General features: G+C 73.8%; 24 protein-coding genes. 13 read left to right on the top strand and 11 right to left on the bottom strand.

Annotation, left to right across the window (positions count from 1 at the left end):
- Window positions 1-7: 7 nt before the first annotated feature.
- The 4 genes from ACIRBY_RS05405 to ACIRBY_RS05390 are packed head-to-tail and all read right to left on the bottom strand — an operon-like array spanning window position 8 to window position 1,832.
- Window positions 8-256 carry a gas vesicle protein GvpG gene (locus ACIRBY_RS05405; protein WP_403896441.1) on the bottom strand — a complete coding sequence of 83 codons (249 nt, stop codon included), beginning with the start codon at window positions 254-256 and terminating at the stop codon, window positions 8-10.
- A 38-nt stretch (window positions 257-294) separates the two neighbouring features.
- The gene (locus ACIRBY_RS05400) at window positions 295-1,005 is read right to left on the bottom strand and encodes a GvpL/GvpF family gas vesicle protein (RefSeq protein WP_403896439.1); all 711 of its coding nucleotides are present in this window, start codon (window positions 1,003-1,005) and stop codon (window positions 295-297) included.
- Window positions 1,006-1,011: 6 nt separating this feature from the next.
- Complete coding sequence (gene gvpJ / locus ACIRBY_RS05395) at window positions 1,012-1,503, bottom strand: gas vesicle protein GvpJ (protein WP_403896436.1); 492 nt, start codon at window positions 1,501-1,503, stop codon at window positions 1,012-1,014.
- Between the two features lie 32 nt (window positions 1,504-1,535).
- A complete protein-coding gene (locus ACIRBY_RS05390; protein WP_403896433.1) occupies window positions 1,536-1,832 on the bottom strand; it encodes a gas vesicle protein in 297 nt (98 codons plus the stop codon).
- A gap of 163 nt (window positions 1,833-1,995) precedes the next feature.
- On the opposite strand from ACIRBY_RS05390, the gene ACIRBY_RS05385 reads away from it, so the two are divergent.
- Both ACIRBY_RS05385 and ACIRBY_RS05380 read left to right on the top strand, forming a co-directional pair.
- Window positions 1,996-2,997, top strand: coding sequence for a histone protein (locus ACIRBY_RS05385; RefSeq protein WP_403896430.1), 1,002 nt, complete (start codon window positions 1,996-1,998; stop codon window positions 2,995-2,997).
- A 4-nt stretch (window positions 2,998-3,001) separates the two neighbouring features.
- Complete coding sequence (locus ACIRBY_RS05380) at window positions 3,002-4,093, top strand: SRPBCC family protein (RefSeq protein WP_403896427.1); 1,092 nt, start codon at window positions 3,002-3,004, stop codon at window positions 4,091-4,093.
- Between the two features lie 68 nt (window positions 4,094-4,161).
- On the opposite strand, the gene ACIRBY_RS05375 is transcribed toward ACIRBY_RS05380, so the two are convergent.
- Entirely contained in the window at window positions 4,162-4,335 is a 174-nt protein-coding gene (locus tag ACIRBY_RS05375) for a CsbD family protein (protein WP_390691352.1), read from the bottom strand.
- A 337-nt stretch (window positions 4,336-4,672) separates the two neighbouring features.
- Between ACIRBY_RS05375 and ACIRBY_RS05370 the strand changes: the two genes are divergently transcribed.
- Window positions 4,673-5,953: an FAD-dependent monooxygenase gene (locus tag ACIRBY_RS05370; RefSeq protein ID WP_403896423.1), complete on the top strand. Its 1,281-nt coding sequence runs from the start codon at window positions 4,673-4,675 to the stop codon at window positions 5,951-5,953.
- A gap of 184 nt (window positions 5,954-6,137) precedes the next feature.
- On the opposite strand, the gene ACIRBY_RS05365 is transcribed toward ACIRBY_RS05370, so the two are convergent.
- A complete protein-coding gene (locus ACIRBY_RS05365) occupies window positions 6,138-6,548 on the bottom strand; it encodes a hypothetical protein (protein WP_403896420.1) in 411 nt (136 codons plus the stop codon).
- Between the two features lie 131 nt (window positions 6,549-6,679).
- Here ACIRBY_RS05365 and sigJ point away from each other — a divergent pair, with 131 nt between their 5' ends.
- From sigJ to ACIRBY_RS05340, 5 genes are all read left to right on the top strand, one after another.
- Window positions 6,680-7,594: an RNA polymerase sigma factor SigJ gene (gene sigJ / locus ACIRBY_RS05360; protein WP_403896418.1), complete on the top strand. Its 915-nt coding sequence runs from the start codon at window positions 6,680-6,682 to the stop codon at window positions 7,592-7,594.
- Between the two features lie 65 nt (window positions 7,595-7,659).
- Window positions 7,660-8,202: an NUDIX domain-containing protein gene (locus tag ACIRBY_RS05355; protein WP_403896415.1), complete on the top strand. Its 543-nt coding sequence runs from the start codon at window positions 7,660-7,662 to the stop codon at window positions 8,200-8,202.
- A 58-nt stretch (window positions 8,203-8,260) separates the two neighbouring features.
- Complete coding sequence (locus ACIRBY_RS05350; protein WP_403896412.1) at window positions 8,261-9,073, top strand: DUF1963 domain-containing protein; 813 nt, start codon at window positions 8,261-8,263, stop codon at window positions 9,071-9,073.
- A 141-nt stretch (window positions 9,074-9,214) separates the two neighbouring features.
- Window positions 9,215-10,450 carry a M20 family metallopeptidase gene (locus ACIRBY_RS05345; RefSeq protein ID WP_403896410.1) on the top strand — a complete coding sequence of 412 codons (1,236 nt, stop codon included), beginning with the start codon at window positions 9,215-9,217 and terminating at the stop codon, window positions 10,448-10,450.
- Between the two features lie 7 nt (window positions 10,451-10,457).
- Window positions 10,458-11,330, top strand: coding sequence for a hypothetical protein (locus ACIRBY_RS05340; RefSeq protein WP_403896407.1), 873 nt, complete (start codon window positions 10,458-10,460; stop codon window positions 11,328-11,330).
- Between the two features lie 159 nt (window positions 11,331-11,489).
- Here the strand turns inward: ACIRBY_RS05340 and ACIRBY_RS05335 are convergent, their stop codons facing one another.
- The gene (locus ACIRBY_RS05335) at window positions 11,490-12,173 is read right to left on the bottom strand and encodes a MerR family transcriptional regulator (RefSeq protein ID WP_403896404.1); all 684 of its coding nucleotides are present in this window, start codon (window positions 12,171-12,173) and stop codon (window positions 11,490-11,492) included.
- Between the two features lie 160 nt (window positions 12,174-12,333).
- Between ACIRBY_RS05335 and ACIRBY_RS05330 the strand changes: the two genes are divergently transcribed.
- From ACIRBY_RS05330 to ACIRBY_RS05320, 3 genes are all read left to right on the top strand, one after another.
- Window positions 12,334-13,671, top strand: a complete 1,338-nt coding sequence (locus ACIRBY_RS05330; RefSeq protein ID WP_403896402.1) for a YhgE/Pip domain-containing protein — start codon at window positions 12,334-12,336, stop codon at window positions 13,669-13,671.
- A 275-nt stretch (window positions 13,672-13,946) separates the two neighbouring features.
- Window positions 13,947-14,765, top strand: a complete 819-nt coding sequence (locus tag ACIRBY_RS05325) for a DUF4389 domain-containing protein (protein ID WP_403896400.1) — start codon at window positions 13,947-13,949, stop codon at window positions 14,763-14,765.
- A 267-nt stretch (window positions 14,766-15,032) separates the two neighbouring features.
- Complete coding sequence (locus ACIRBY_RS05320) at window positions 15,033-15,470, top strand: subtilase-type protease inhibitor (protein ID WP_390689871.1); 438 nt, start codon at window positions 15,033-15,035, stop codon at window positions 15,468-15,470.
- 81 nt (window positions 15,471-15,551) lie between these two features.
- Here ACIRBY_RS05320 and ACIRBY_RS05315 read toward each other — a convergent pair whose 3' ends face one another.
- The 4 genes from ACIRBY_RS05315 to ACIRBY_RS05300 all read right to left on the bottom strand — a co-directional run bounded on the left by ACIRBY_RS05315 (window position 15,552) and on the right by ACIRBY_RS05300 (window position 17,676).
- Window positions 15,552-15,743: a hypothetical protein gene (locus tag ACIRBY_RS05315; protein WP_403896398.1), complete on the bottom strand. Its 192-nt coding sequence runs from the start codon at window positions 15,741-15,743 to the stop codon at window positions 15,552-15,554.
- 120 nt (window positions 15,744-15,863) lie between these two features.
- Window positions 15,864-16,313, bottom strand: a complete 450-nt coding sequence (locus tag ACIRBY_RS05310; RefSeq protein ID WP_403896395.1) for a GNAT family N-acetyltransferase — start codon at window positions 16,311-16,313, stop codon at window positions 15,864-15,866.
- Window positions 16,314-16,339: 26 nt separating this feature from the next.
- Entirely contained in the window at window positions 16,340-17,272 is a 933-nt protein-coding gene (locus tag ACIRBY_RS05305; protein WP_403896392.1) for a M56 family metallopeptidase, read from the bottom strand.
- A 14-nt stretch (window positions 17,273-17,286) separates the two neighbouring features.
- Window positions 17,287-17,676: a BlaI/MecI/CopY family transcriptional regulator gene (locus ACIRBY_RS05300; RefSeq protein WP_403896389.1), complete on the bottom strand. Its 390-nt coding sequence runs from the start codon at window positions 17,674-17,676 to the stop codon at window positions 17,287-17,289.
- Between the two features lie 139 nt (window positions 17,677-17,815).
- Here ACIRBY_RS05300 and ACIRBY_RS05295 point away from each other — a divergent pair, with 139 nt between their 5' ends.
- Window positions 17,816-18,652, top strand: coding sequence for an undecaprenyl-diphosphate phosphatase (locus tag ACIRBY_RS05295; RefSeq protein WP_403896386.1), 837 nt, complete (start codon window positions 17,816-17,818; stop codon window positions 18,650-18,652).
- Window positions 18,653-18,822: 170 nt separating this feature from the next.
- The gene (locus tag ACIRBY_RS05290; protein WP_403896383.1) at window positions 18,823-20,271 is read left to right on the top strand and encodes an amino acid permease; all 1,449 of its coding nucleotides are present in this window, start codon (window positions 18,823-18,825) and stop codon (window positions 20,269-20,271) included.
- The last annotated feature ends 1 nt before the right edge of the window (window position 20,272 follow it).

The following is a 20,272-nucleotide window of genomic DNA, read 5'->3' as shown; positions in this document are numbered from 1 at the left end:
GGTCCTGTCACCGGTCGCGGCCGCGGAACTCCTCGATCTCCCGCAGGCGGTCGAGCAGCACGTCCTCCTCGCGGTCGAACGCCTCCTCGTCGATCTCCCCGTCGAGCAGCCGGCGTTCGAGGGCCGCGAGTTCGGCCCATACGGGGCCGGGGTCGTAGTAGCGGGCCTCCGCCTCCTCCGCCACGCGCTCCGCGACCCAGACCGCGGCGCGCACCGGGAGCAGCGGCGCGGTGATCAGTTTGCCGAGCAGTCCCATGGCCGTGCTCCTTCCTGCGGAACCTTCTGCGGCACGTCCTACGGAACGAAGCTGTACGGCGGGAGCGGCCCGGCCAGCCGGGTCCGGACGCCGACGTCCCGGGTGAGACCGGCGTGCGCGTCGAGGAGGGAGTCCTCGCCGTCCCGGGGGACGAGCAGGGAGAGGTTGAGGAAGTCCTCGCCGGTCGGGGGGTGCACGACGTACGTGCGGGCGAGGGGTGCCAGGGTCCGGATGAACACCTCGGACGCCTTCGCGCGCCGCAGGTCCGCCTGGGCGGCGACCAGCTGCCCCAGCTCCAGGGGCAGCCGCGGATCCGTGTCCCCGGCGAGGATCTCCTCGTTCAGCCTGCTCGCGCGCGGCGACTCGTCCAGGATGCTGCGGAGCAGCAGTCCCTCCTCCTGCTCGGCCTTGACGTTGAACTCGGCGCACCCCTCCACGTCGGCCAGGGCGCAGAGGTAGACGTCCGCGCGTTCGTCGAGGACCTGCCGTACCGCCTTGTCGTCGGGCGCGGTGTAGCCGAACTGCAGCGGCAGCGGGGTCCCGTCGGCCAGGAGCCGGTCCAGAACCGCCTGATGGGCGGTCACGTCCCGCCTCTTGGGGCGGACCTCCTCGCTCACGTCGCTGACCACGGCCCGCAACGCCCCGCTCTCCAGCGTGCGCACGGCGGGGGCGTCCGGGCCGACGCCCGTGGTCCCGTCCACCCGGCAGGGGTGTTCGCGCCGGGTCACGGCGTACACGTAGACGGCCATGGGTGCTCACTCCCTCTCGCGGCGCGCGGGCCGGCGTGCGGTCCTGCGGCGCCGGACGGGCTGCTCTTCCTCTTCCGGTTCCCGGCCCGTGCCGTCCTCGTCTTCCTCGTCTTCCTCCCGCTCCTCGTCGGCCCCGCCGGTGAGCGACTCCTTCACGGCCTCGACCGCGCCGCTGAGGGCGCCCTTGCTCTTGCCCTTGCTGCCGCCCTCGAGGACGTCCCCGACCACCTCGGGCAGTTGTGCGGGGGCCTTGCGCCCGGCTTCCAGATCCAGCCGGTTGCACGCCTCCGCGAAGCGCAGGTAGGTGTCGACGCTGGCGACCACGATGCGCGCGTCGATCTTCACCAGCTCGATCCCGACCAGAGAGACGCGTACGAAGACGTCGATCACCAGTCCGCGGTCGAGGATGAGTTCCAGGACGTCGTAGAGGCTGCTGGTGTTGGCGCCTCGGCCGTCGCCCCGGACGGTCGTGCCCGCTCCCTGCGGCATCATCGTCATGGCGTCGCTTCCTTTCCCTGCCGTTGCCGCCGTCAGCGGTCCGGCCGGTCGACCATGCCCCGGCTGTACCTCCGGGTCCTCTCGTAGGAGATCAGCTCGCCTTCCTCGTCCAGCGCGACGGTGTAGCTGCCCATGACGCTGGTGGTGTCGGGGATGCGCTCCAGCTCGACCACCTCCACGACCGCCTCCCAGCCGTCCTCCGTGGGCTTCACGGAGGACACCGATTCGGGCGGGCGTCCCAGCAGCTCTGCCAGCTGCTCGGCGGCTGCGCGCAGCGCCGCGGCCGCTCCGGGCGCGCCGCGCCTGCGGGCTGGTCGTCGCGTGGTCATGTGCTCCCCTCGTGAACGAATCTCCATGGACTAGCGCCCCTCCCCAGGTGTGTCCGCATCACACCTCACAAACAGAACTTTTTGGCATATGCCCGCATATTCCGTTTCGGTGCGAGCAGGCCCTTAGGTACCGCACGTACCGATTTCGGAAGGGACCAGGCTGATGGACGACGCGAGCAAGATCGCCCTGGCAGCCGCCATCGCAGGAGGCTACGTACTGGGCCGGGCGAAGAAGGGGCGCATGGCCCTGTCCCTGGCCACCTACCTCGCCGGCCGCCGGTTCGGGCTGGATCCGGGGCAGCTCATGACGCAGGGCCTGAAGAAGCTCGGCGAGATGCCCCAGGTCGCGGAACTCGGCGAACAGCTGCGCGGCGAGGCCTTCGACGCGGGCCGCAAGGCCCTCGCGGCGGCCGCCAACCGCCAGCTGTCCGGCCTGGCCGACACGCTCCACGAGCGCACCCTCGAACTCACCCGGGGACCCAAGGACGAGGACCAGGACGCGGACGAGGACGAGGACGAAGCCGGATACGACGAGGACCAGGACGAAGACGAGGGCGAAGACGAGGACCGGGCCTACGAGGACGAGGAGCCCTACGAGGAGGAGGACGAGGACGAGGAGCGGGACGAGGCGGAGCCGGACGAGGACGAGGAGGAGGACGAGGAGGAGGAAGCGGAACCCGAAGCGGAGGAGGACGAGAACGGAGGCGAGGAGGAGGAGAAGCCGCGCAGGACGCGGGGCGCACCCCACTCACGCCGGGCCCCGGCGCGTTCCACCGCGCCCGCCAGGTCTTCCTCCCGCGGCTCCTCGGCGTCGCGCAGGACGGCCGAGCCGGCGAAGAAGACCGCTTCCCGCGGCGCGTCCTCCAAGAAGACGGCCGCGCCCGCGAAGAAGTCCGCCTCCCCGCGGCGCGCCCCGGCGAAGAAGGCGGCCGCGGACCGGCCGGCCCCCAAGCCGGCGGCGAAAAAGGCGGCGGCGAAGAAGACGGCCGCGAAGAAGGCGCCGGCGAAGAAGGCGGCGGCCAAGCGGGCCCCGGCGAAGCGGGCTCCGGCGAAGAAGACCGCATCCGGCCGTACCCGGAGCGGCACGGCGAGGAAGACCGCCGCACCGGCGAAGAAGACGACGACCCGCAAGACGTCGACCCGCAAGTCGTCGACCCGGAGGTAGCGCCATGGCCATCACCGAACGCTCCCGCTCCGGGGGCAAGACGTCGCCCATGGACCAACTGCTGGGCGAACTCGGCGACTACCTCACCGCCCAGGCCGGAAGCCTGGTCGACAAGGCCGCCGACAAGATCGACGACGTCACGGACCAGCTCTACGACGTGGCGGACGGCGGAGGCTCCCTCGCGCAGATAGGGGGTCGGCTCCTCCAGGGCGACTCACCCGTCAAGGCCGCCGTGGGCGGCACGATCGGCAATCTGGTCGACAAGGCCAAGGAGGTGGGCAGCGGACTGCTGGGCGGGAAGGGCAGGAGCCGCAAGAGCGGCTCGAAGCCCACCCACATCGCCGAGTCCGTGGACGTCGGCCTCCCCCTGCGCACCGTCTACGACCACTGGACGCAGCTGGAGGACTTCAGCGGCTTCGCCAAGGGCGTGCGCAGCGTCTCCCAGGGCGACGAGACCAGTTCCGACTGGAAGGTCAAGGTCGGCCCCTCCACGCGCAGCTGGAAGGCCACCGTCCAGGAACAGGTCCCCGACGAACGGATCGTCTGGAGCTCGGAGGGGGCCAAGGGGACCACGCGCGGATGCGTCAGCTTCCACGAACTGGCGCCGTCCCTCACCCGGGTGCTGCTGGTCGTCGAGTACTACCCCTCGGGCCTGTTCGAGAAGACGGGCAACATCTGGCGCGCCCAGGGCCGCCGGATGCGCCTGGACCTGAAGCACTTCCTGCGCCACGTGACGCTGTCCGGCGACGAAGAGGTCGAGGGATGGCGCGGCGAGATCCGCGACGGCGAGGTCGTGACCACCCACGAGGAGGCCCTCGAACAGGAGCAGTCGGAGGAGGACGAGGACGCGGACGGGGGCGGGGACGAGGACGAGGAGTACGAGGGGGAGTACGACGAGGGCGAAGAGCCCGAGTACGAGGAGGAGGGGGAGGAAGAGGACGCCGAACTGGAGGACGGCGAGGAAGAGGACGAAGCCGAAGACGGCGAAGAAGCCGAAGAAGCCGAAGACGGCGAAGAGGAAGGCGAAGAGGAAGAGGAAGAGGATGCGGAAGAGGAGCCGGAGGTGGAACGCCCCCGTCGGGCACGCCGACGCTGACGTCACCCGAGTGCGTGTGGAGGCCGCCATCCCCGAGGATGGCGGCCTCCACACGAACCGGGCGCCGGCTAGTGCTTGAGCGCGTCCTTGGCCTTCTGCCCGGCCTGCTTCGCGTCGGCGATCGACTGCTCGGTCCGCCCCTTCGCTTCGAGGCTCTCGTTGCCGACGGCCTTGCCGGTGGTCTCCTTGACCTTGCCCTTGACGTCCTTGCCGATGTTCTTGGCCTTCTTGCCCGCTGCCATGCGTGTTCACCTCCTCGGACAGAGCTTCACCACCCCGCCTGCCCGGAAGCACCCCGGATACGCATCCGCCTGCGGCCTTTCTTCGCGCCGGTCCGCCCGCTCGTCACGGCTCTCGCGCCGGTCGCCCGGGCCGAGCGACGGGCCCGGGTGCGTCTTCAGGAGCAGCCGGTTCGACGTGGCGGCCTCCTCGCGGTGACACGCTCGTCTGTCCCGGACGGCCGGTGCCATGCCGGTGGAGCCCGGCGGTGGCCGGGCCCGGACGGTCGCCGGTCCCGGCCGTAGAGTGGGGCCTGCGCGGTGGCGGGGGCGTACGGGTCCGGCCGGGGAGGGGTGTCGGATGGCGAAGCGTCACGCGGTGGTGGCCGGAGCCGGGATCGGCGGTCTCACCGCCGCCCTCGCGCTGCACCGCCGGGGCTGGGACGTCACCGTCTGCGAACGCGCCCCCGAGCCGCCCGTCACCGGTGCCGGCATCGGACTCGCCCCCAACGCCCTGCGCGCCCTGGACTCCATCGGTGTCGACGCCGCCCACGCCGTCGGCAGCGCCGTGCCCGTGTGGATGGGCGTGCGCGGCTCCGGTGGCCAGTGGCTGATCCGCACCGCGACGGCCCGGCTGGCGTCCCGTTACGGCATCCCCCCGATCGCCGTCCCGCGCCCGGCGTTCACCGCCGCCCTGGCCGCCGGCCTGCCGCCGGGCACCGTACGCCACGGCACCGCCGTGACCGGTGTCGACCAGGCCGGCGGGCGGGCGACCGTACGCACGGCGGCCGGGCCTGACCTCCCGGCCGACCTGGTGGTCGCGGCCGACGGCATCCACAGCCCGCTGCGCCGCGCGCACTTCCCCGGACATCCCGGCCTGCGCTACCTCGGCGAGACCGCCTGGCGGACGATCGTGGACGCCCCGGACCTGCGCGTCCCGGCCATGAGCGAGACCTGGGGCAGGGGCGCGCGCTTCGGCGTGACCCCGCTGTCCGACGGCCGGTACTACCTCTACGCCACCGCCGTCCTCCCCGCCGGAACCCGGTCGGCCGACCCGCGGGCCGAACTCGCGCGCCGGTTCGGCTCGTGGCACGACCCCATCCCGGCCCTGCTGGAGCGCATCGGCCGTCTCGCCCCCGCCGACGTCCTCCAGAACGACCTCTACGACCTGGCCGCCCCGCTCCCCGCCCTGCACCGCGGCCGGATCGCCTGGCTCGGCGACGCCGCCCACGCCATGGCCCCCAACCTGGGCCAGGGCGGCTGCCAGGCCATCGAGGACGCGGTGGTCCTCGCCCATCTGCTCCCGCGCAGCGACGGCGCGGACGGCCCGGTGGGGACGGCCGGGGCGGCCGCGCCGACCGGTGCGGACCCGGTCACGACCGGTGCGGACCCGGTCACGACCGGTGCGGACCCGGTCACGACTGGTGCGGACCCGGTCACGGCCGCCCTGGCCGCGTACACGGCGGCCCGCCGCGACCGCACCGACGCCGTACGCGTCCGCGCCCGCCGGGCCGGTCGCCTGGGCGCGCTGCGCAACCCCGTCGCGGCGGGGGCCCGCGACCTCGCGGTCCGGGCGACCCCCACCCGTCTGGCCCTGCGGGGCATGGACGGCCTCTTCAACGGCTTCCGCCTCCCGGGATAGCCGCTCCCCGTACCCCTCAGCGGTCCGCCGCCCGGCCGCCGTCCGGGAAATCGCCGACGGCCGGCGTGAGCAGCCCGTGGACATGGTCGGCCCGGCCGGACCCTGGTCCTCCCGCCGGAAGGCGTACGCCGTGTCCACGCCCCCGGAGCCGGGGCCCCCGTACTGCCCTGGGCCCGGCGGCCCGTCAGGGCCGGTTCCGCCCGCGGCGGCCCAGGTCCAGCACGCTCAGGCCGAACATCAGGACGCCGAGCGGGACATGGGCCGCGGGGAGGTGCGCGATGCCCAGCACCACCTGCACCGAGGCGAGTGCGAGGAACCCGGACGCGTACAGGACGGGGCGGGGCGACCCGCCCCCCGGCCGCCAGGCCAGGACCGCCGCCAGCACGTACAGCATCGACGCGCCGTACATCACGCGCGCGCCGACGCCGTGGAGCGCCTCGCCGTACGAGGTGGACAGCAGGAGCCCGGCGGTGACGGCCTGGAAGAAGACGGCCAGGGTCTGCAGGGCGAGCGCCGCCCGCAGGAAGGCCGTGGCGCGCCGGGCGGTGGCGGCGGTGGTGCCGGTCGTCGTGGTCGTCGTCTCGATGGTCGTCATGGAAGGGGCCCCGTCTCTGCCGTGCGGCGGTGGTCGGTACTGTCTCGCTGATCCGACGACGCAGCCCCGCGAAGTGTGAGGTGCGGGGGCGGAGCCGGGCCCACGAGCAGCCCCGAGGAGCGGACGAGGCCATGAGCACCCCACGCGAGCCGGAGCCGGGCGTGATCGCCCGAGAGCGGCGCCACCTGGCCAACCTCGCCTACCGGATGCTGGGTTCGCTCACCGAGGCCGAGGACGCGGTCCAGGAGGCGTTCGCCCGCTGGTACGCGCTGACGGGGCGGCAGCGGGCGGCCGTCGTGTCCCCGGGGGCCTGGCTGACGACGGTGGTCAGCCGCATCTGCCTGGACGTGCTGGGCTCCGCGCGGGTCCGCCGCGAACGCTACGTCGGCGCCTGGCTCCCCGAACCCCTGCCCGACCGCGCGGAGTGGCCCGCCGGATCGGCGGGCACGGCCGACCCGGCGGACCAGGTGGCCGTCGACGACTCGGTGCGCATGGCCCTCCTCGTCGTCCTCGAAACGATGACGCCGGCCGAACGCGTGGCGTTCGTCCTGCACGACGTCTTCCGCTACCCCTTCCCCGAGATAGCCGAGATCGTCGGCCGGACCCCGGCGGCCTGCCGCAGACTGGCGTCGTCGGCCCGCAGCCGGGTCACCGCGGACCGGGCCCCCACCTCCGCCCCGCGGCAGGCAGCGCTCCTGCACGACTTCAGGGAGGCGTGGCAGGCCGGCGACATCCAGACCCTGGTCACCCTCCTGGACCCCGGCGCCACGATGGTCGCCGACGGCGGCGGACTGGCCAGTGCCGTACGGCGCACGATCGAGGGCAGCACGGACATCGCGGGCTACCTGATGCACATCGCGGCCCTCTCCCCGGACCTCACGCTGCTGGAACGCACGGTCAACGGCGAGCCGGGCCTGGTGGCCCAGCGCGACGGCGCCACGGTCACGGTGGCGGCCTTCCGCCTCACCGAGGGCCGCATCACCCACATCTGGGCGGTCCGCAACCCGGACAAGCTCCGCCCCTGGAGCACCCCGGCCCACCCTTGACCCGGCCCGGTCCCCAACCCCGGCACCGCACACCGGGGTTGGGTGCCTGTGCGATAGTGGCCCCCATGACGCACACCTCCGCCGAGCCGCCGATCCCGTTCTCCCGGATCAAGATCCGCGTCGGGGCCCTGGTGTTCTGCGGTGACGAGGTCGCCCTCATCCGCCGCGACCGCGGCGGATCGGTCCACTACACCCCGCCCGGCGGCAACGTCGAGGACGGCGAGGACCTCACCGCCGCGCTGCGCCGGGAACTCGCGGAGGAACTCGCCCTCGACGTCGACCGGGCCGACGGCGGCGACCTGCTCTGGGTCGTCGACCAGCGGGTCACCCGCCCGGGCCCCACCCCGCCGCCCCGCAAGCTCCACCTGGTCTACCGCCTCCACATCACACCCGAGGTCCGCGCCACCCTCGCCGCGTACGAGCACGACGAACTCCCGGACGGCAGCCAGGACATCGGCGTCATCGAATGGATCGACCACCGGGAGACGGCGGGCCTGCCGCTCTTCCCGCCCGTCGGCCCCGCCCTCGCGGCCCTGGCCGACCCGCGCGCGACGGTGGCCGACGCGGCCCTGGACGCGGTCACGGACGAGACCTACACCTGGGTGTGAGCCCAGCCGTACCGGCCCGGCCGCACCCGGTGGCGGCGTCGCACGTACGCTGTCGCCGGTGCCCCGTCATACGCCCCCGCGCCCCCTGGACGTCGAGCTCCTGTTCCCCGAGGTCGTCGCGCTGCGAAGGCAGACCGTGCGGCTGCACCCCCGTGCGGGAGGTCCGACGGTGCTGGAGAGTTCGGTGGGCGGGCCGCTCCTGTGGCCCGAGTGCGAGCCCTGGCCCGTCTGCCCGGAGCACCCCGGGTCGCCGATGGTGCCGGTCGTCCAGGTCTACGAGGCCGACGCCCTCGGCCTCGTGCCGTTCCCGGCCGGATGCGACCTCCTCCAGGTGCTCTGGTGTCCGCTCGACCACGACGGCTGCTGGGTCGTACCCGGGGTGCACTGGCGGTCCGCGGCAGCGGTCGGGGACGTGCGTGCGGCGCCGCCCCCGCCCGCCGGGGCGCGGGCCGGGCGGATCCCGGCGCCGTGCGTCGTCCACCCCGAGCGGGTGACGGAACACCCCTGTTGGGACCTGGAGGACGCCCTCTGGGACGCGCTGGAGCCGCGGTTCGGGCAGGTGGAGGCCGAGACCGGCTGGGACTACCAGTACCACCTGTCCACCGCCCCGGGCACCAAGCTGGGCGGGTACCCCGGGTGGAGCCAGGACCCGCGGTGGCCGGCCTGTTCCCACTGCCGGAAGCCGATGGAGCACCTGCTGACGGTGGAGAGCCGCGAGGCGGACGCGCACTCCCGGCTGACCTGGACCCCGGTCGAGGACAGGGGCGCCGACTACCGGCACGCCGGCCTGGTCCTGGGCGACCTGGGCGGGGTGTACCTGTTCGAGTGCCGGACCTGCCCCGGCCGCCCGTACCAGGACCGCTTCGACTGACCCCCTGACCCCCTGACCCCCTGCCCCCCTGCCCCCGACCGTGCCCCGCAGGCGGGCCCGGGGCCGGGGCGGAGGGTGTGGTCCGGGTGGGCGTGGGCAGGCTGGGGCGAGGGGCGCCGACAGCCGACCGGGGGAGCCGCGATGAACGCCGACGTCGAGCCGGCCGGCCGGCAGGCCGGTCTGCTGCACCAGGCCCGCCTCCTCCTGCCCGGGATCGTGGCCGTGCGCCGGGCCCTGCACCGCCACCCGGAGGTCGGCGCCCACCTGCCCCACACCCGGGGGAAGGTCCTGGACGCCCTCGCCGGGCTCCCGCTGACCGTCACCACCGGCCGGCGGACCGGCTCCGTCACGGCCACCCTGGACGGCGCCCGCCCCGGACGGACGATCCTGCTGCGCGGCGACATGGACGCCCTGCCGCTGACGGAGGACACCGGCCTGGAGTACGCCTCCCGGCTGCCGGACGCCATGCACGCCTGCGGGCACGACCTGCACACCGCGATGCTCGTCGGCGCCTGCCGCCTGCTCGCCGCCCGGCGGGACGAGATCGCCGGGCGGGTCGTGTTCATGTTCCAGCCCGCGGAGGAGAGCGGAACCGGCGCCGCCGACATGATCGACGAGGGAGTCCTGGACACCGCCGACGGCACGGGCGTGGACGCGGCGTTCGCCCTGCACGTCACCACCCGCTTCGCCTCCGGCACCGTCCACCTGAGGCCGGGCCCGACGTACGCCGCGGCCGACCTGATCCACATCACCGTCCGGGGCCGCGGCGGCCACGCCTCCGCCCCGCACCTGGCCCTGGACCCCATCCCGGTGGCCTGCGCGATCGTCGGGGCCCTCCAGACGATGGTGACCCGGACCGTGGACGTCTTCGACCCCGTGGTGATCACCATCGCCCGCATCCTGGCGGGCACCACGACCAACATCATCCCGGCGACGGCGGAACTCCACGGCACCTTCCGCACCCTCACCCCCGCCACCCGCCGGGCCGTACGCGCCCGCATCGAACGCACCGCCCGCCACATCGCCGCCGCACACGGCGCCGAGGCGGAGGTGACCCTCACCGAGAGCTTCCCGCCGCTGCTGAGCGACCCCGACTTCACCGAAGCCGCGCGGCGGGCCGCGACCGCCGTCCTCGGCCCGGAGGCCGTCCACCACCTGGCGGATCCGGTCATGGGCGCGGAGGACTTCGCCCACGTCCTGCAACGGGTCCCCGGCACCATGGCGGTGCTGGGCGCCCGCCCGCCCGGCGTACCGGCCGAGGGCGCCCCCGACTGCCACTGCGACCGCGTCGTCTTCGACGAGGACGCGATGGCCGCGGGCACGGCCCTCCACGCCGCCGTGGCCCTGTGTCATCTGGCCGGCCGGCGACCTGCATGATGGCGGTGTGTCCGCGCTTCCCGACCTGCATCCGGCCCGCCTCTCCCCCCGGGACGCCGGTCCCTTCGCCCACCGCCCGGAGCTCCTGGAGGAACCCCTGTTCTGGCGGCAGCACCTGAGCGCCTGCCTGCGGGGCGGGACACCGGCCTCCTGGCTGGGGCGGCACGACCCGGCAGCCTCCCGGACGTTCTCGCGCCGCCTGTGGGCCGGGGGAGACCAACCGGTGTTCACGGTGCCGCTCGCGGGCGGGCTGCGCCTGCACGTCGTCTACCGCAACGACACCGAGGACGGCGGGGTCGACTACGCGGTCCACCACGCCCACTGGGAGCACGCCGAACTCCTCGCCCGGGACGACGGGCACTGGAGGGGACCGGGCCTGTCCTGGGACGAGCTGGCCGGCGCGGCCGACAACGGCCTGCCCGGCGGCACCACGACCGACCCCGGCACCCGGCTGCTCCTGCTGCTGCCCGCACTCGGCGACGCGGACCCGCCGTCCGGCGCGGGCCGGCGGCTCGCGGCCTGCCTGCGGGACCGCCTCGGCGCCGCCGAACCCGGGCGGCTCGCCGCCGCCGTCCTGCGCCGGCAGGGCATGGCCGGCCCGTCCCGGTGGAGCACCGGCGCCGGCGGCGTCCGCACCGACGACGGCGGGCACTCCTACCGCAACCCGGCCAACCGCGACGCCCTGCCGGACTGCCGCCTGGCCCAGGTGTCCGCCGCCCTCACGGACGGCGGGGCCGTCCTGCGGCGGGAGCGCGGCCCGGAGGACTGCCGGCCGGACGGCTGCGCGGCCACCCCCCGCTCCGTCGCCGCCTGCCCCCGCCGGGCCGCCTACGGCGCCTGGCTCGCCGCCCTCACGACGGGCCCCCCGCCGCCGTTCTGACCCGCGCCCGCGCACCGCCGCCCTCCCGTCACCGCTCGGCCGCCCAGGGCCCGGTAGCGGGCGAAGGCCTCCACCACGTCCGGCTCCACCCACCCCCACCAGGCGATCTCCCCGCGGGCTCCGCCGACGGGCCGTGCGCCCGGGGTCCGGGGGGGCGTTTCAGTGCGGACCGCAGCCCGGGGCCGCCCCGGCGGCGTCCTCGTCCGTCATCCGGCGGCGGACCTGGTCCTCCTGGGCGAGGCGGCGCAGCAGCTCGAAGACGGGGGCGCAGATCGCGAAGACGATCACGGCCCGCTCCGCCAGGGCCACCGGGTCGTCCAGGCACTCGGCGCGCTCCAGGTCCAGCCGGGCCACCGACTCGGCCAGCCTCGCGTACGAGGCGAGCTCGCCCGGGGCGTACTGCGCGTCCAGGCGCCGCAGCTCCTTGAGGGCCGTCGTGAGCCCCCGCACGTGCGGCGAGGTGCCCGGCGCCCGCCAGTCGAGGGCCGCCAGGAGTTCCGCCACCTCCGCCCCGGCGGCCTCCTCGGCCGCGGTGTCCTCCTCCGCCCCCGCGCCGCCCTGGGAGGCGACCGGCACCGGGAGGGCGTAGCTGATCGCCCCGAGGGCGCCCTCGGTGGTGTGGGCCTGGTCGACCGCGCCGAGCACCTCGCGGGTGGCGGCGATGGAGAGGCCGCCGAGCGTGGTCAGCGCCTTGATCAGGCGCAGCCGCTCCGCGTGCTCCTCCCCGTACTCGGCCAGGGTCGCGGCGGTCGCCCGGCCCGCGGGCAGCAGGCCCTGCCGCCGGAAGTACTTGATGCTGGCGACCGGCACGCCGGTCCGCCGGCTGAGCTCCGAGATCTTCACGCGGCCTCCCCGCTGGTCATCCGGTCCGGCGTCCGGCATCGGCGATTGGACACCACAACAAGATACTGCCACTATCCAGTAGCTGGATACCAGAAGTATCCAGCACAGGAACGCAGCCCAAGCAGCCCATCGCAGCCGCACCGGAGAATCCGGAGAATCGATGCCCCACCCCACGTCCCGCTCCGTGCTCCGCCGACCCCAGCTGTGGATCGGAACGGGGCTCATCGCCGCAGTGGTCTCGATGTTGTTCGCCCTGCTGTACGTCGGCGGCAACGTCAACCCACGAGGCAACCTGCGCGACCTGCCCGTGGCCCTGGTCAACGCCGACGCCGGCGCCGACGCGGGCGGACGCCACGTCAACCTCGGCGAGCAGGTCGTCTCGGGCATACGCAAGGCCGCCGAGACCGACAAGAGCATCGACTGGCAGCCGGTCAGCCGCGAGGAGGCGGACAAGCGCCTCGGCCGGGGCAAGGTCTTCGGCGCCCTCGTCATCCCGCAGGACTTCAGCGCCACGGTGACCGCCCTCGGCGCCCCGCAGCCCGCGCCCCAGGGCAAGCAGCCCGCCCCGCCGACCCTGACCGTGCTGACCAACCAGTCCGCCGGCAGCATCGGCTCCTCCATGTCCTCCCAGGCCGCCCAGAAGGCCGCCCACGCCGCCTCCGCCCACATCGGCCAGGAGCTCCTGAAGCAGGCCGCGGCCCAGAAGGCCCCGCTGCCGACCGCCGCCCAGCTCAAGCTCGCCGACCCGGTGACCGTGACCGTCGCCGACGGCCACCCCGTGGGCGCCCGCAGCGCCATGGGCCTGAGCGCCTTCTACTACGCGCTCGTCCTGGTCGTCTGCGGCATGCTCGGCGCCAACCTGGTCAACTCCCAGGTCGACACCGCCCTCGGCTACCTGCACACCGACTACGGCCCGGTCCGCAAGCGCGTTCCCGTCCAGCACACCAGCCGGGTGCGCACCCTCGCCGCCGGCGTGGTGCTGATGCTGGGCATGTCGCTGGTCATGGGCACCCTCGTCGAGGTCGCGACCGTCTCGATCCTCGACATGGACGCCTCCCACCTGGGCCTGCTGTGGCTCTACTCGGTCGCCACCATCGCCGTCGTGGGCATCGGCGGACTGGCCCTGTTCGCCGCGTTCGGCACGCCCGGCATGCTGCTGGCCACCATCGTCTTCGTCGCGATGGCCGTCCCCTCCTCCGGTGCGACCGTGCCCCTGCAGGCACTGCCCGGGTTCTTCCGCGGGCTCTCCGAGTTCGAGCCGCTGCGCCAGATCACCGAGGGCATGCGCGCCCTGCTGTACTACGGCGCCCAGGCCGACGCGGGCCTGACCCGGGCCTGGACCTCGATGGGGATCGCCCTCGTCGCCGCGCTGGCCTTCGGCTTCGCCGTCACCGCCCTCTACGACCGCCGGGGCCTGCACCGCGTCCCGCGGCCGGACGAGGAGGGCGACGCCCCCGACGGGACCCCCGCCGCGGCCGCGGAGGCGGCCACGGCCTGAGCGGGCCCCGTCGTACCCGACCCGGAGCGCCGGTCCACCGTCGAAGAGGCGGAGGGTCGGCGCTCCGCCGTACCCGGACCCCCGCGCGGACGTCCGGCGGAGGGCCCTTCAGGGCAACGGGCGCCGCCGTACAGCCGGGATCCTTGGAATGAGGGGTTCCGCGAGGTACCCCTGACAGGGCGTACGCGCGCGGTCCCCGCCCCCGGCCGCCCGGCCCGCCCGGAGCCCGTCCGCGGGGCGCGGACCGCGCGCCCCACCGACGGCAGGAGCGCCCCATGACCACAGGCTGGAACACCCACCCGCCGCAGTCCGGCCCCCCGGCGGCCGAGCACCTGCCCGAGCTCGACGTGCCGCCGCCCGGGCGCCAGCGGCGCTGGACGGTCCTGTTGCGCTGGCTCCTGCTCCTGCCCCAGTTCATCGTCACGGCCCTGCTCGGCGTCGCCGCCTTCCTCGTGACGATCGTCGGCTGGTTCGCCGCCCTCTTCCAGGGCCGCCTCCCGGCCGGCATCGCGGAGTTCCTCGGTGGGTACCTGGCGTACGAGACCCGGGTGGCGTCGAGCGCGATGCTGCTGGTGGACCGGTACCCGCCCTTCTCCTTCGAGGGGCAGGGCCACCCCGTGCGGATCGAACTGCGCCCCGGCGAGCTGAACCGGCTGGCCGTGCTGTTCCGCCTCGTCCTGATGATTCCGGTGATGATCGTGACCAGCCTGCTGCAGTACGGCCTCGGGGCCGTCAGCTGGGTGTTCTGGCTGATCACACTGGTGCTGGGGCGGATGCCCGTGCCCGTGTTCGGCGCCGTTGCCGCGGTGGTGCGGTTCCGGATGCGCTACCAGGCGTACGCGATGATGCTGACCTCCGCCTACCCCAAGCGCCTCTTCGGCGACGGGCCGCCGGTGGGCCTGGAGGCCGCCCCCGCCCCGGCCGCCGCGTCGGCCACCCGGCCCCTGCTCCTCGGCACGCCGGCCAAGGTGCTGGTCGTGGTCATCCTCGTGCTCGGCCTCGGCGCGGCGGGCGTCTCCCAGACCGTCCAGGTCCGGGAGGAGCGCTGGGACCCCTCCACCGGGGCAGGAACCGTACCGATCCGGACAAGCTGAATGACCTCCAGGTGTACGCGGGGTGCGCAGCAGCAGGTCAGCGGCCCCGCCCGGACGGCCGTCCCGGTGATCACCCCCCGTTTCCGCCCGGACACGGAGCGAGCGCACCCCGGCTGAGCTGCCCGAACACCCTTGCGTTATCCGATAGTCGAACACTCTGTCCGTAAATAGGTCATCGACATGCGCCCCGCCTTCACATCGGACAGACTCAGCCGCATCGAGGCGCGACAACGCAACCAAATGCCGCGCTAAACCTTCGTATCGAAAGTGAGTTTCGTCGTGCGCTACCGCTTCGCTGCTGTCCCTGCCGCCGCCCTCCTGTGCCTGGCCGGCGCCACCGGCATGGCGGAGGCAAAGCCCACCAGCCTGTACGCCCCGTCCGCCATGGTCTTCTCCATCGCCCAGGGCGACGACGCCGCCGGCGCCACGGTGCTGCGCGCCGCCACCCTCAGCTGCATGCCGGCCGCCCAGGGCACCCACCCGGACCCCAAGGCCGCCTGTACCGCCCTCAACTCCACCGGCGGCAGCTTCGACCGGCTCCTCGCCGCCCCCGACGCCAACCGCGCCTGCCCCATGCACTACGCCCCGGTGACCGTGACCGCCGACGGTGTCTGGCAGGGCAGCCGGGTCTCCTGGAAGCACACCTTCTCCAACACCTGCGACATGTCCGCGACCCTCAACGGCAACGCCGTCTTCGCGTTCTGACCCGCGCCGCAGCGTCGTGCGGAGGGCCGCCACCCCGGAGGGTGGCGGCCCTTGCCGTACGCGCCGTACCGGCGCGGTGCGTCAGTTGTTGGAGCCGACGGTGTTGTCGTGGCCCGCGTTGAACACGTCGTCGGCCGCGAACTGGAGCCAGTGGCCGAAGACGATGGTGTACGAGGGCTGCGGGTGGAAGTCCACGTTCACATCGGCGCTCGCGGCCGTGGCGGTGCCGAAGACGAGGGCGCCGGCGGCGAGGGCGGTCAGCAGGGAACGCATGGGAGACACCTCTCAACAGATGGGCGGAACCCGCCCCAAGCTAGGGTTCCGGCGCGTCCTCAGGTCCCTCGTCACCCGGTGTGTCCCGATCCTCAGCCGTTTGGTGGCACGGCCCCCGGTTCAGGCGGGCTCGGGTCCCGCGTCGAGCTCCTTGCCGAAGTGGAAGGCGACGACGCCCATCCGCTCGCGGAAGTAGAAGCGGTGCGCCGCCGTCCGCTGGGTGCCCGAGTCGAGGTCCAGCAGCCGGCAGTCCGCCGCCCGGGCGCGGTCCTCCAGGTACGCGAGCAGGGCCCGTCCGACGCCGGTGGAGCGGGAGCCGGAGGCCGTGACGAGGTCGTCCACGTACAGCTTGCGGATGTCGCAGGTGCCGGCGACGATCCGCCAGCCGGCGGCCCCCGTGCACCTGCCGTCGGCGTCGTACGCCGCGCTGAACCGCAGGCCCTGCGGGTGCCCCTCGGCGTAGACCTCCCCGAACAGCTCGGGGGTGAGGTGCGGCCGCAGCTCGCGCAGCACGGGCAGCAGGTCGGCTACGAGCCGGGGATCGTCCGGTTCCAGGTCGATGATCTTCATGGGGCCACGGTAGACGCCCGCGGGGTTCAGCGGGCGTGCGCCAGCTCCAGGAACCGGTGGAGGTCGTGGGCCGCTTCGAGGGCGCACAGCCCGGTGGCCGCCAGCAGGGCCACGGCGGCGGCCAGGAGCAGCGGCGGGCTCTGCGGCGGGGGAGCCAGGAGCGCGGCGACGCGGCGGGGGACCATGCCCGGCCCGGGCCGGCGGCCCAGGATGCCGAGGGCCGCGGCGGGGATGCGGCGCGCGCCGCGGCTGCGCTTGGCGGCGATGGCGGCCCGGGCGACGGTCTCGGCGACCGCGCGGCGGTTCCCGGTGTGCCGCGCGGCGTGCTCGTCGGCCCAGCGCTCGACGGTGTAGGCGACGGTGCCGGACAGGGGCCGCAGGAGGGGGTTGGCGGCGGCGGCCAGCTGGGTGAGGGAGACGAAGGCGTAGTGGTGGTGGCGCAGGTGGGCGCGCTCGTGGCTGAGGAGGATCTCGCGTCCGGCCGGGTCGAGGGCGTCGAGCATGCCGTGGGAGATGACGATCCGGCCGGGCAGCCCGGGCACGGCGTAGGCGTCGGCGCCCGGGTCGTCCGTGACGACGACCGGACCGGGCCCGGGCATGCAGGCGGCCTCCAGGGCGGCGGACCACAGGGCTCCGGCCCGCCGGGCGGTCAGCCGGGCGGCGGCCAGGACGGCGAGGGCGAGCAGGACGGCGCCCGCGAGCGCGGCTGGCCACGCGGCGGGGTCCTGCCGGGCGACCACCCCGGGCGAATACCCCTCGAGGGCGTCGACGAGCGGGATGCGCACCAGCCCGGCCAGCGTGAGCAGGCCCAGCACCAGCGTGCTGGAGGCGGCGAGCAGCAGGCCCGCCGCGGTCAGCAGCCAGGTCGCCAGGCGGGGCTCCAGCCGGCGGGCCAGCGGTCCGGCGCTGGGCCCGGCCAGCGCGGGGAGGAGGAGGGGCAGGTAGAGGGCCAGGTGCATGGCGGGGGCGGGCCCTATCCCTCGGGGCCCAGGAGGCGGCGCAGCAGGTCCTCGTCGTCGTCGGACAGCTCGTCGACGAAGCGCGTCAGGACCGACGTGCGGTCGCTGCCGCCCTCCATGACCCGGTACATCTGGCGGGCGGTGAGCCCGGGCTCGTCCGTGACCGGCGCGTAGGCGTAGCTCCGCCCGCGCGGGGTGCGTTCCAGGACGCCGCGCGCGTGCAGCCGGGCCAGGGTGGTGGCCACCGTGGTGTGGGCGGGGGAGGCGGTGAGGCGTTCGGCCACCTCGCCGGGGGTCAGGGCCCGGCCCGCGCCGTGCAGGAGGGAGACGATCTCGTTCTCCAGGGCCCCGTTCGCCCGCCGTCCGCCGCCGCTCCGGCCCGGCGGCTCCTCGCGCCTGCGCACCGTCGTCCTCCTTCCGTTCGCCGTCCGGGTCCAGAGTAACTTCTATTCGCGAATAGAAGTTACTCTGTGCGTCGCATGCGTCCCGTGCGTCCGCCAGGATGCCCGATGCCCCCGTCCGAACAAGCGAAGGTGAAGGAACGTGAGCGCGATCAGTGTGGGCCAGGCCGTAGTCCTGGGCGTCGTGGAGGGGGTGACGGAGTTCCTGCCGGTCTCCTCCACCGGCCACCTCAAGATCACCGAAGGGCTGATGGGCATCCCCGTCGACGACAAGTCCGTCGTCGCGTTCACCGCCGTGATCCAGGTCGGCGCCATCGCGGCGGTCCTGCTGTACTTCTTCAAGGACATCACCCGGATCGTCACCGCCTGGGGGCGGGGGCTGGCCGACCGCGAGGAGCGCTACCACCACGACTACAAGTTCGCCTGGTGGGTCATCTACGCCACGATCCCGATCGTCGTCGTCGGCCTGGCGGCCAAGCCCCTGATCGAGGGGACGCTGGCCTCCCTGTGGGTGGTCGCCGGATCCCTCGTCGTCGGCAGCGGGCTGATGTGGGCGGCCGACCAGATGGGCCGGCACAAGCGGGGTGAGGACGACACCTCCCTCAAGGACGCCATGCTGGTCGGCTCCTCGCAGATCCTCGCCCTGCTCTTCCCCGGCTTCTCCCGCTCCGGGGCCACCATGTCCACCGGCCTCATGCTGGACCTGGAGCGCGTCGCGGCCACCCGCCTGTCCTTCTTCCTCGGCATCCCGGCGCTGACCGGGGCGGGCCTGTACGAGCTGAAGGACGCGCTCGGGGCCGGCGTGGACACCCTTCCCCTGATCGTCGGCACCGCCGTGTCCTTCGCCGTCGCCTACGCCTCGATCGCCTGGCTGCTCAAGTTCGTCGCCAAGCACTCCTTCAACGCCTTCGTCGTCTACCGCCTCGTCGTCGGCGTGCTCCTCTTCGGCCTCCTGGGCACCGGCGTCCTGCAGGCCTGAGCGCCGAAGCCCCGCCCGTCACCGCCCCCGGCCGCCCGCGCGGCCGGGGGCGGTCCGCGTCCCGGGCGGGGAGGGAGGGGCGGAAGTCCACCACCGGAGCGCCTAATTCCGCAACGGCGGTGCTTCCGAGATGATGTGCGCTCGTCATCCCCGGCGGAAAGGAACGGAGCATGGCCACCTTGTGGTCAGGTCAGGGCGTATTCCGCCGCAAGCCGATCGAGCACATCGAAGAGCCCGAAGGCGCCCCCAGCGAGCGCCTCACCCGCACCCTGGGCCTCTGGCAGCTCACGGCCATCGGCGTCGGCGGCATCATCGGCGCCGGCATCTTCACCCTCGCCGGCACGGTCGCCAACGGCGTCGCCGGCCCGGCGGTGCTCCTCTCCTTCCTCATCGCCGCAGTGGCCAGCGCCGCGGCGGCGTTCTCCTACGCGGAGTTCGCAGGCCTGATCCCCAAGGCCGGTTCCGCCTACACCTACGGGTACGCCGTCCTCGGCGAGCTGGCGGGCTGGCTCATCGGGTGGGACCTGCTGCTGGAGTACACGGCCATCGTCGCGGTGGTCGCCATCGGCATCTCCGGGTACTTCAACTTCCTCGTGGAGGAGACGGGCACCTCCCTGCCCGTCTGGATGCTCGGAGCCCCGGGCACCGGCGCGGGACACCGCTTCGACCTCATCGCGGCCGTCCTGTGCCTGTTCACCGCCTACCTGCTCAACCTGGGCATGAAGAGCGCGGCCCGCTTCGAGACGATCGTGGTCGGCATCAAGGTGCTGGTGGTGCTGCTGGTCATCGTCGTCGGCTTCTTCCACATCAACACCGACAACTACACGCCCTTCTTCCCGTTCGGGGTGGGCGGCGCCTTCACCGGCGCGGCCACCGTCTTCTTCGCGGTCTTCGGATACGACGCGATGAGCACGGCGGCCGAGGAGTCCAAGGACGCGCAACGGCACATGCCCCGGGCGATCATCTACTCCCTCGGCATCGCCATGGTGCTGTACGTCCTCGCCTGCCTGGTCCTGACGGGCATGCAGCCCTACACCGAGATCGACCCGGAGAGCGGCTTCTCCAGCGCCTTCAAGGCGGTCGGGCTGCCCGCCGTCGCCGACGTCATCGCCGTCGGGGCCATCATCGGCATCCTCACGGTGATGTTCACCTTCATGCTCGGCGTGACCCGCGTGTGGTTCTCCATGAGCCGTGACGGACTGCTGCCCCACTGGTTCGCCAAGACGCACCCGACGCGGCACGTCCCCGTCCGCGTGACCTGGATCGTGGGTGCGGCGTCGGCGGTCATCGCTGGCTTCGTACCGATCGGCGAGGCGGCGGAGCTCACCAACATCGGGATCCTGCTGGCCTTCGCGGTCGTGTGCACCTCGGTCATCGTGCTCCGCTACCGGCGTCCCGACCTGCCCCGCTCCTTCCGCACCCCGATGATGCCCTTCCTCCCCGCCCTCGGCGTCGTGGCCTCGGTCTGGCTCATCACCTACCTGCGCGTGGAGACCTGGATCCGCTTCGTGGTCTGGTTCCTCATCGGCCTGGTCATCTACTTCGGCTACTCCTTCCGCCACTCCGCGCTGGCCCGGCGCACGCCGGACGCGTTCGAGGGCGAGGGCCCCGCCCGGTAGG

Origin of the sequence: Streptomyces sp. NPDC096136, assembly GCF_044763325.1 — a bacterium.
Classification (GTDB): domain Bacteria; phylum Actinomycetota; class Actinomycetes; order Streptomycetales; family Streptomycetaceae; genus Streptomyces.
Note: the sequence above shows the minus strand (reverse complement) of the source record. Positions and strands in the feature narration are given on the sequence as shown.

Excerpts from the sequence above, each read along its gene's own strand:
- ACIRBY_RS05325 (WP_403896400.1), top strand. The coding sequence starts at position 13,947 with ATGACCACAGGCTGGAACACCCACCCGCCGCAGTCCGGCCCCCCGGCG.
- ACIRBY_RS05310 (WP_403896395.1), bottom strand. The coding sequence starts at position 16,313 with ATGAAGATCATCGACCTGGAACCGGACGATCCCCGGCTCGTAGCCGAC.
- ACIRBY_RS05375 (WP_390691352.1), bottom strand. The coding sequence starts at position 4,335 with ATGGCAGCGGGCAAGAAGGCCAAGAACATCGGCAAGGACGTCAAGGGC.
- ACIRBY_RS05385 (WP_403896430.1), top strand. The coding sequence starts at position 1,996 with ATGGACGACGCGAGCAAGATCGCCCTGGCAGCCGCCATCGCAGGAGGC.
- ACIRBY_RS05400 (WP_403896439.1), bottom strand. The coding sequence starts at position 1,005 with ATGGCCGTCTACGTGTACGCCGTGACCCGGCGCGAACACCCCTGCCGG.
- ACIRBY_RS05390 (WP_403896433.1), bottom strand. The coding sequence starts at position 1,832 with ATGACCACGCGACGACCAGCCCGCAGGCGCGGCGCGCCCGGAGCGGCC.
- ACIRBY_RS05345 (WP_403896410.1), top strand. The coding sequence starts at position 9,215 with ATGAACGCCGACGTCGAGCCGGCCGGCCGGCAGGCCGGTCTGCTGCAC.
- ACIRBY_RS05405 (WP_403896441.1), bottom strand. The coding sequence starts at position 256 with ATGGGACTGCTCGGCAAACTGATCACCGCGCCGCTGCTCCCGGTGCGC.
- ACIRBY_RS05330 (WP_403896402.1), top strand. The coding sequence starts at position 12,334 with ATGCCCCACCCCACGTCCCGCTCCGTGCTCCGCCGACCCCAGCTGTGG.
- ACIRBY_RS05355 (WP_403896415.1), top strand. The coding sequence starts at position 7,660 with ATGACGCACACCTCCGCCGAGCCGCCGATCCCGTTCTCCCGGATCAAG.
- ACIRBY_RS05290 (WP_403896383.1), top strand. The coding sequence starts at position 18,823 with ATGGCCACCTTGTGGTCAGGTCAGGGCGTATTCCGCCGCAAGCCGATC.
- ACIRBY_RS05380 (WP_403896427.1), top strand. The coding sequence starts at position 3,002 with ATGGCCATCACCGAACGCTCCCGCTCCGGGGGCAAGACGTCGCCCATG.
- ACIRBY_RS05365 (WP_403896420.1), bottom strand. The coding sequence starts at position 6,548 with ATGACGACCATCGAGACGACGACCACGACGACCGGCACCACCGCCGCC.
- sigJ (WP_403896418.1), top strand. The coding sequence starts at position 6,680 with ATGAGCACCCCACGCGAGCCGGAGCCGGGCGTGATCGCCCGAGAGCGG.
- ACIRBY_RS05305 (WP_403896392.1), bottom strand. The coding sequence starts at position 17,272 with ATGCACCTGGCCCTCTACCTGCCCCTCCTCCTCCCCGCGCTGGCCGGG.
- ACIRBY_RS05315 (WP_403896398.1), bottom strand. The coding sequence starts at position 15,743 with ATGCGTTCCCTGCTGACCGCCCTCGCCGCCGGCGCCCTCGTCTTCGGC.
- gvpJ (WP_403896436.1), bottom strand. The coding sequence starts at position 1,503 with ATGACGATGATGCCGCAGGGAGCGGGCACGACCGTCCGGGGCGACGGC.
- ACIRBY_RS05370 (WP_403896423.1), top strand. The coding sequence starts at position 4,673 with ATGGCGAAGCGTCACGCGGTGGTGGCCGGAGCCGGGATCGGCGGTCTC.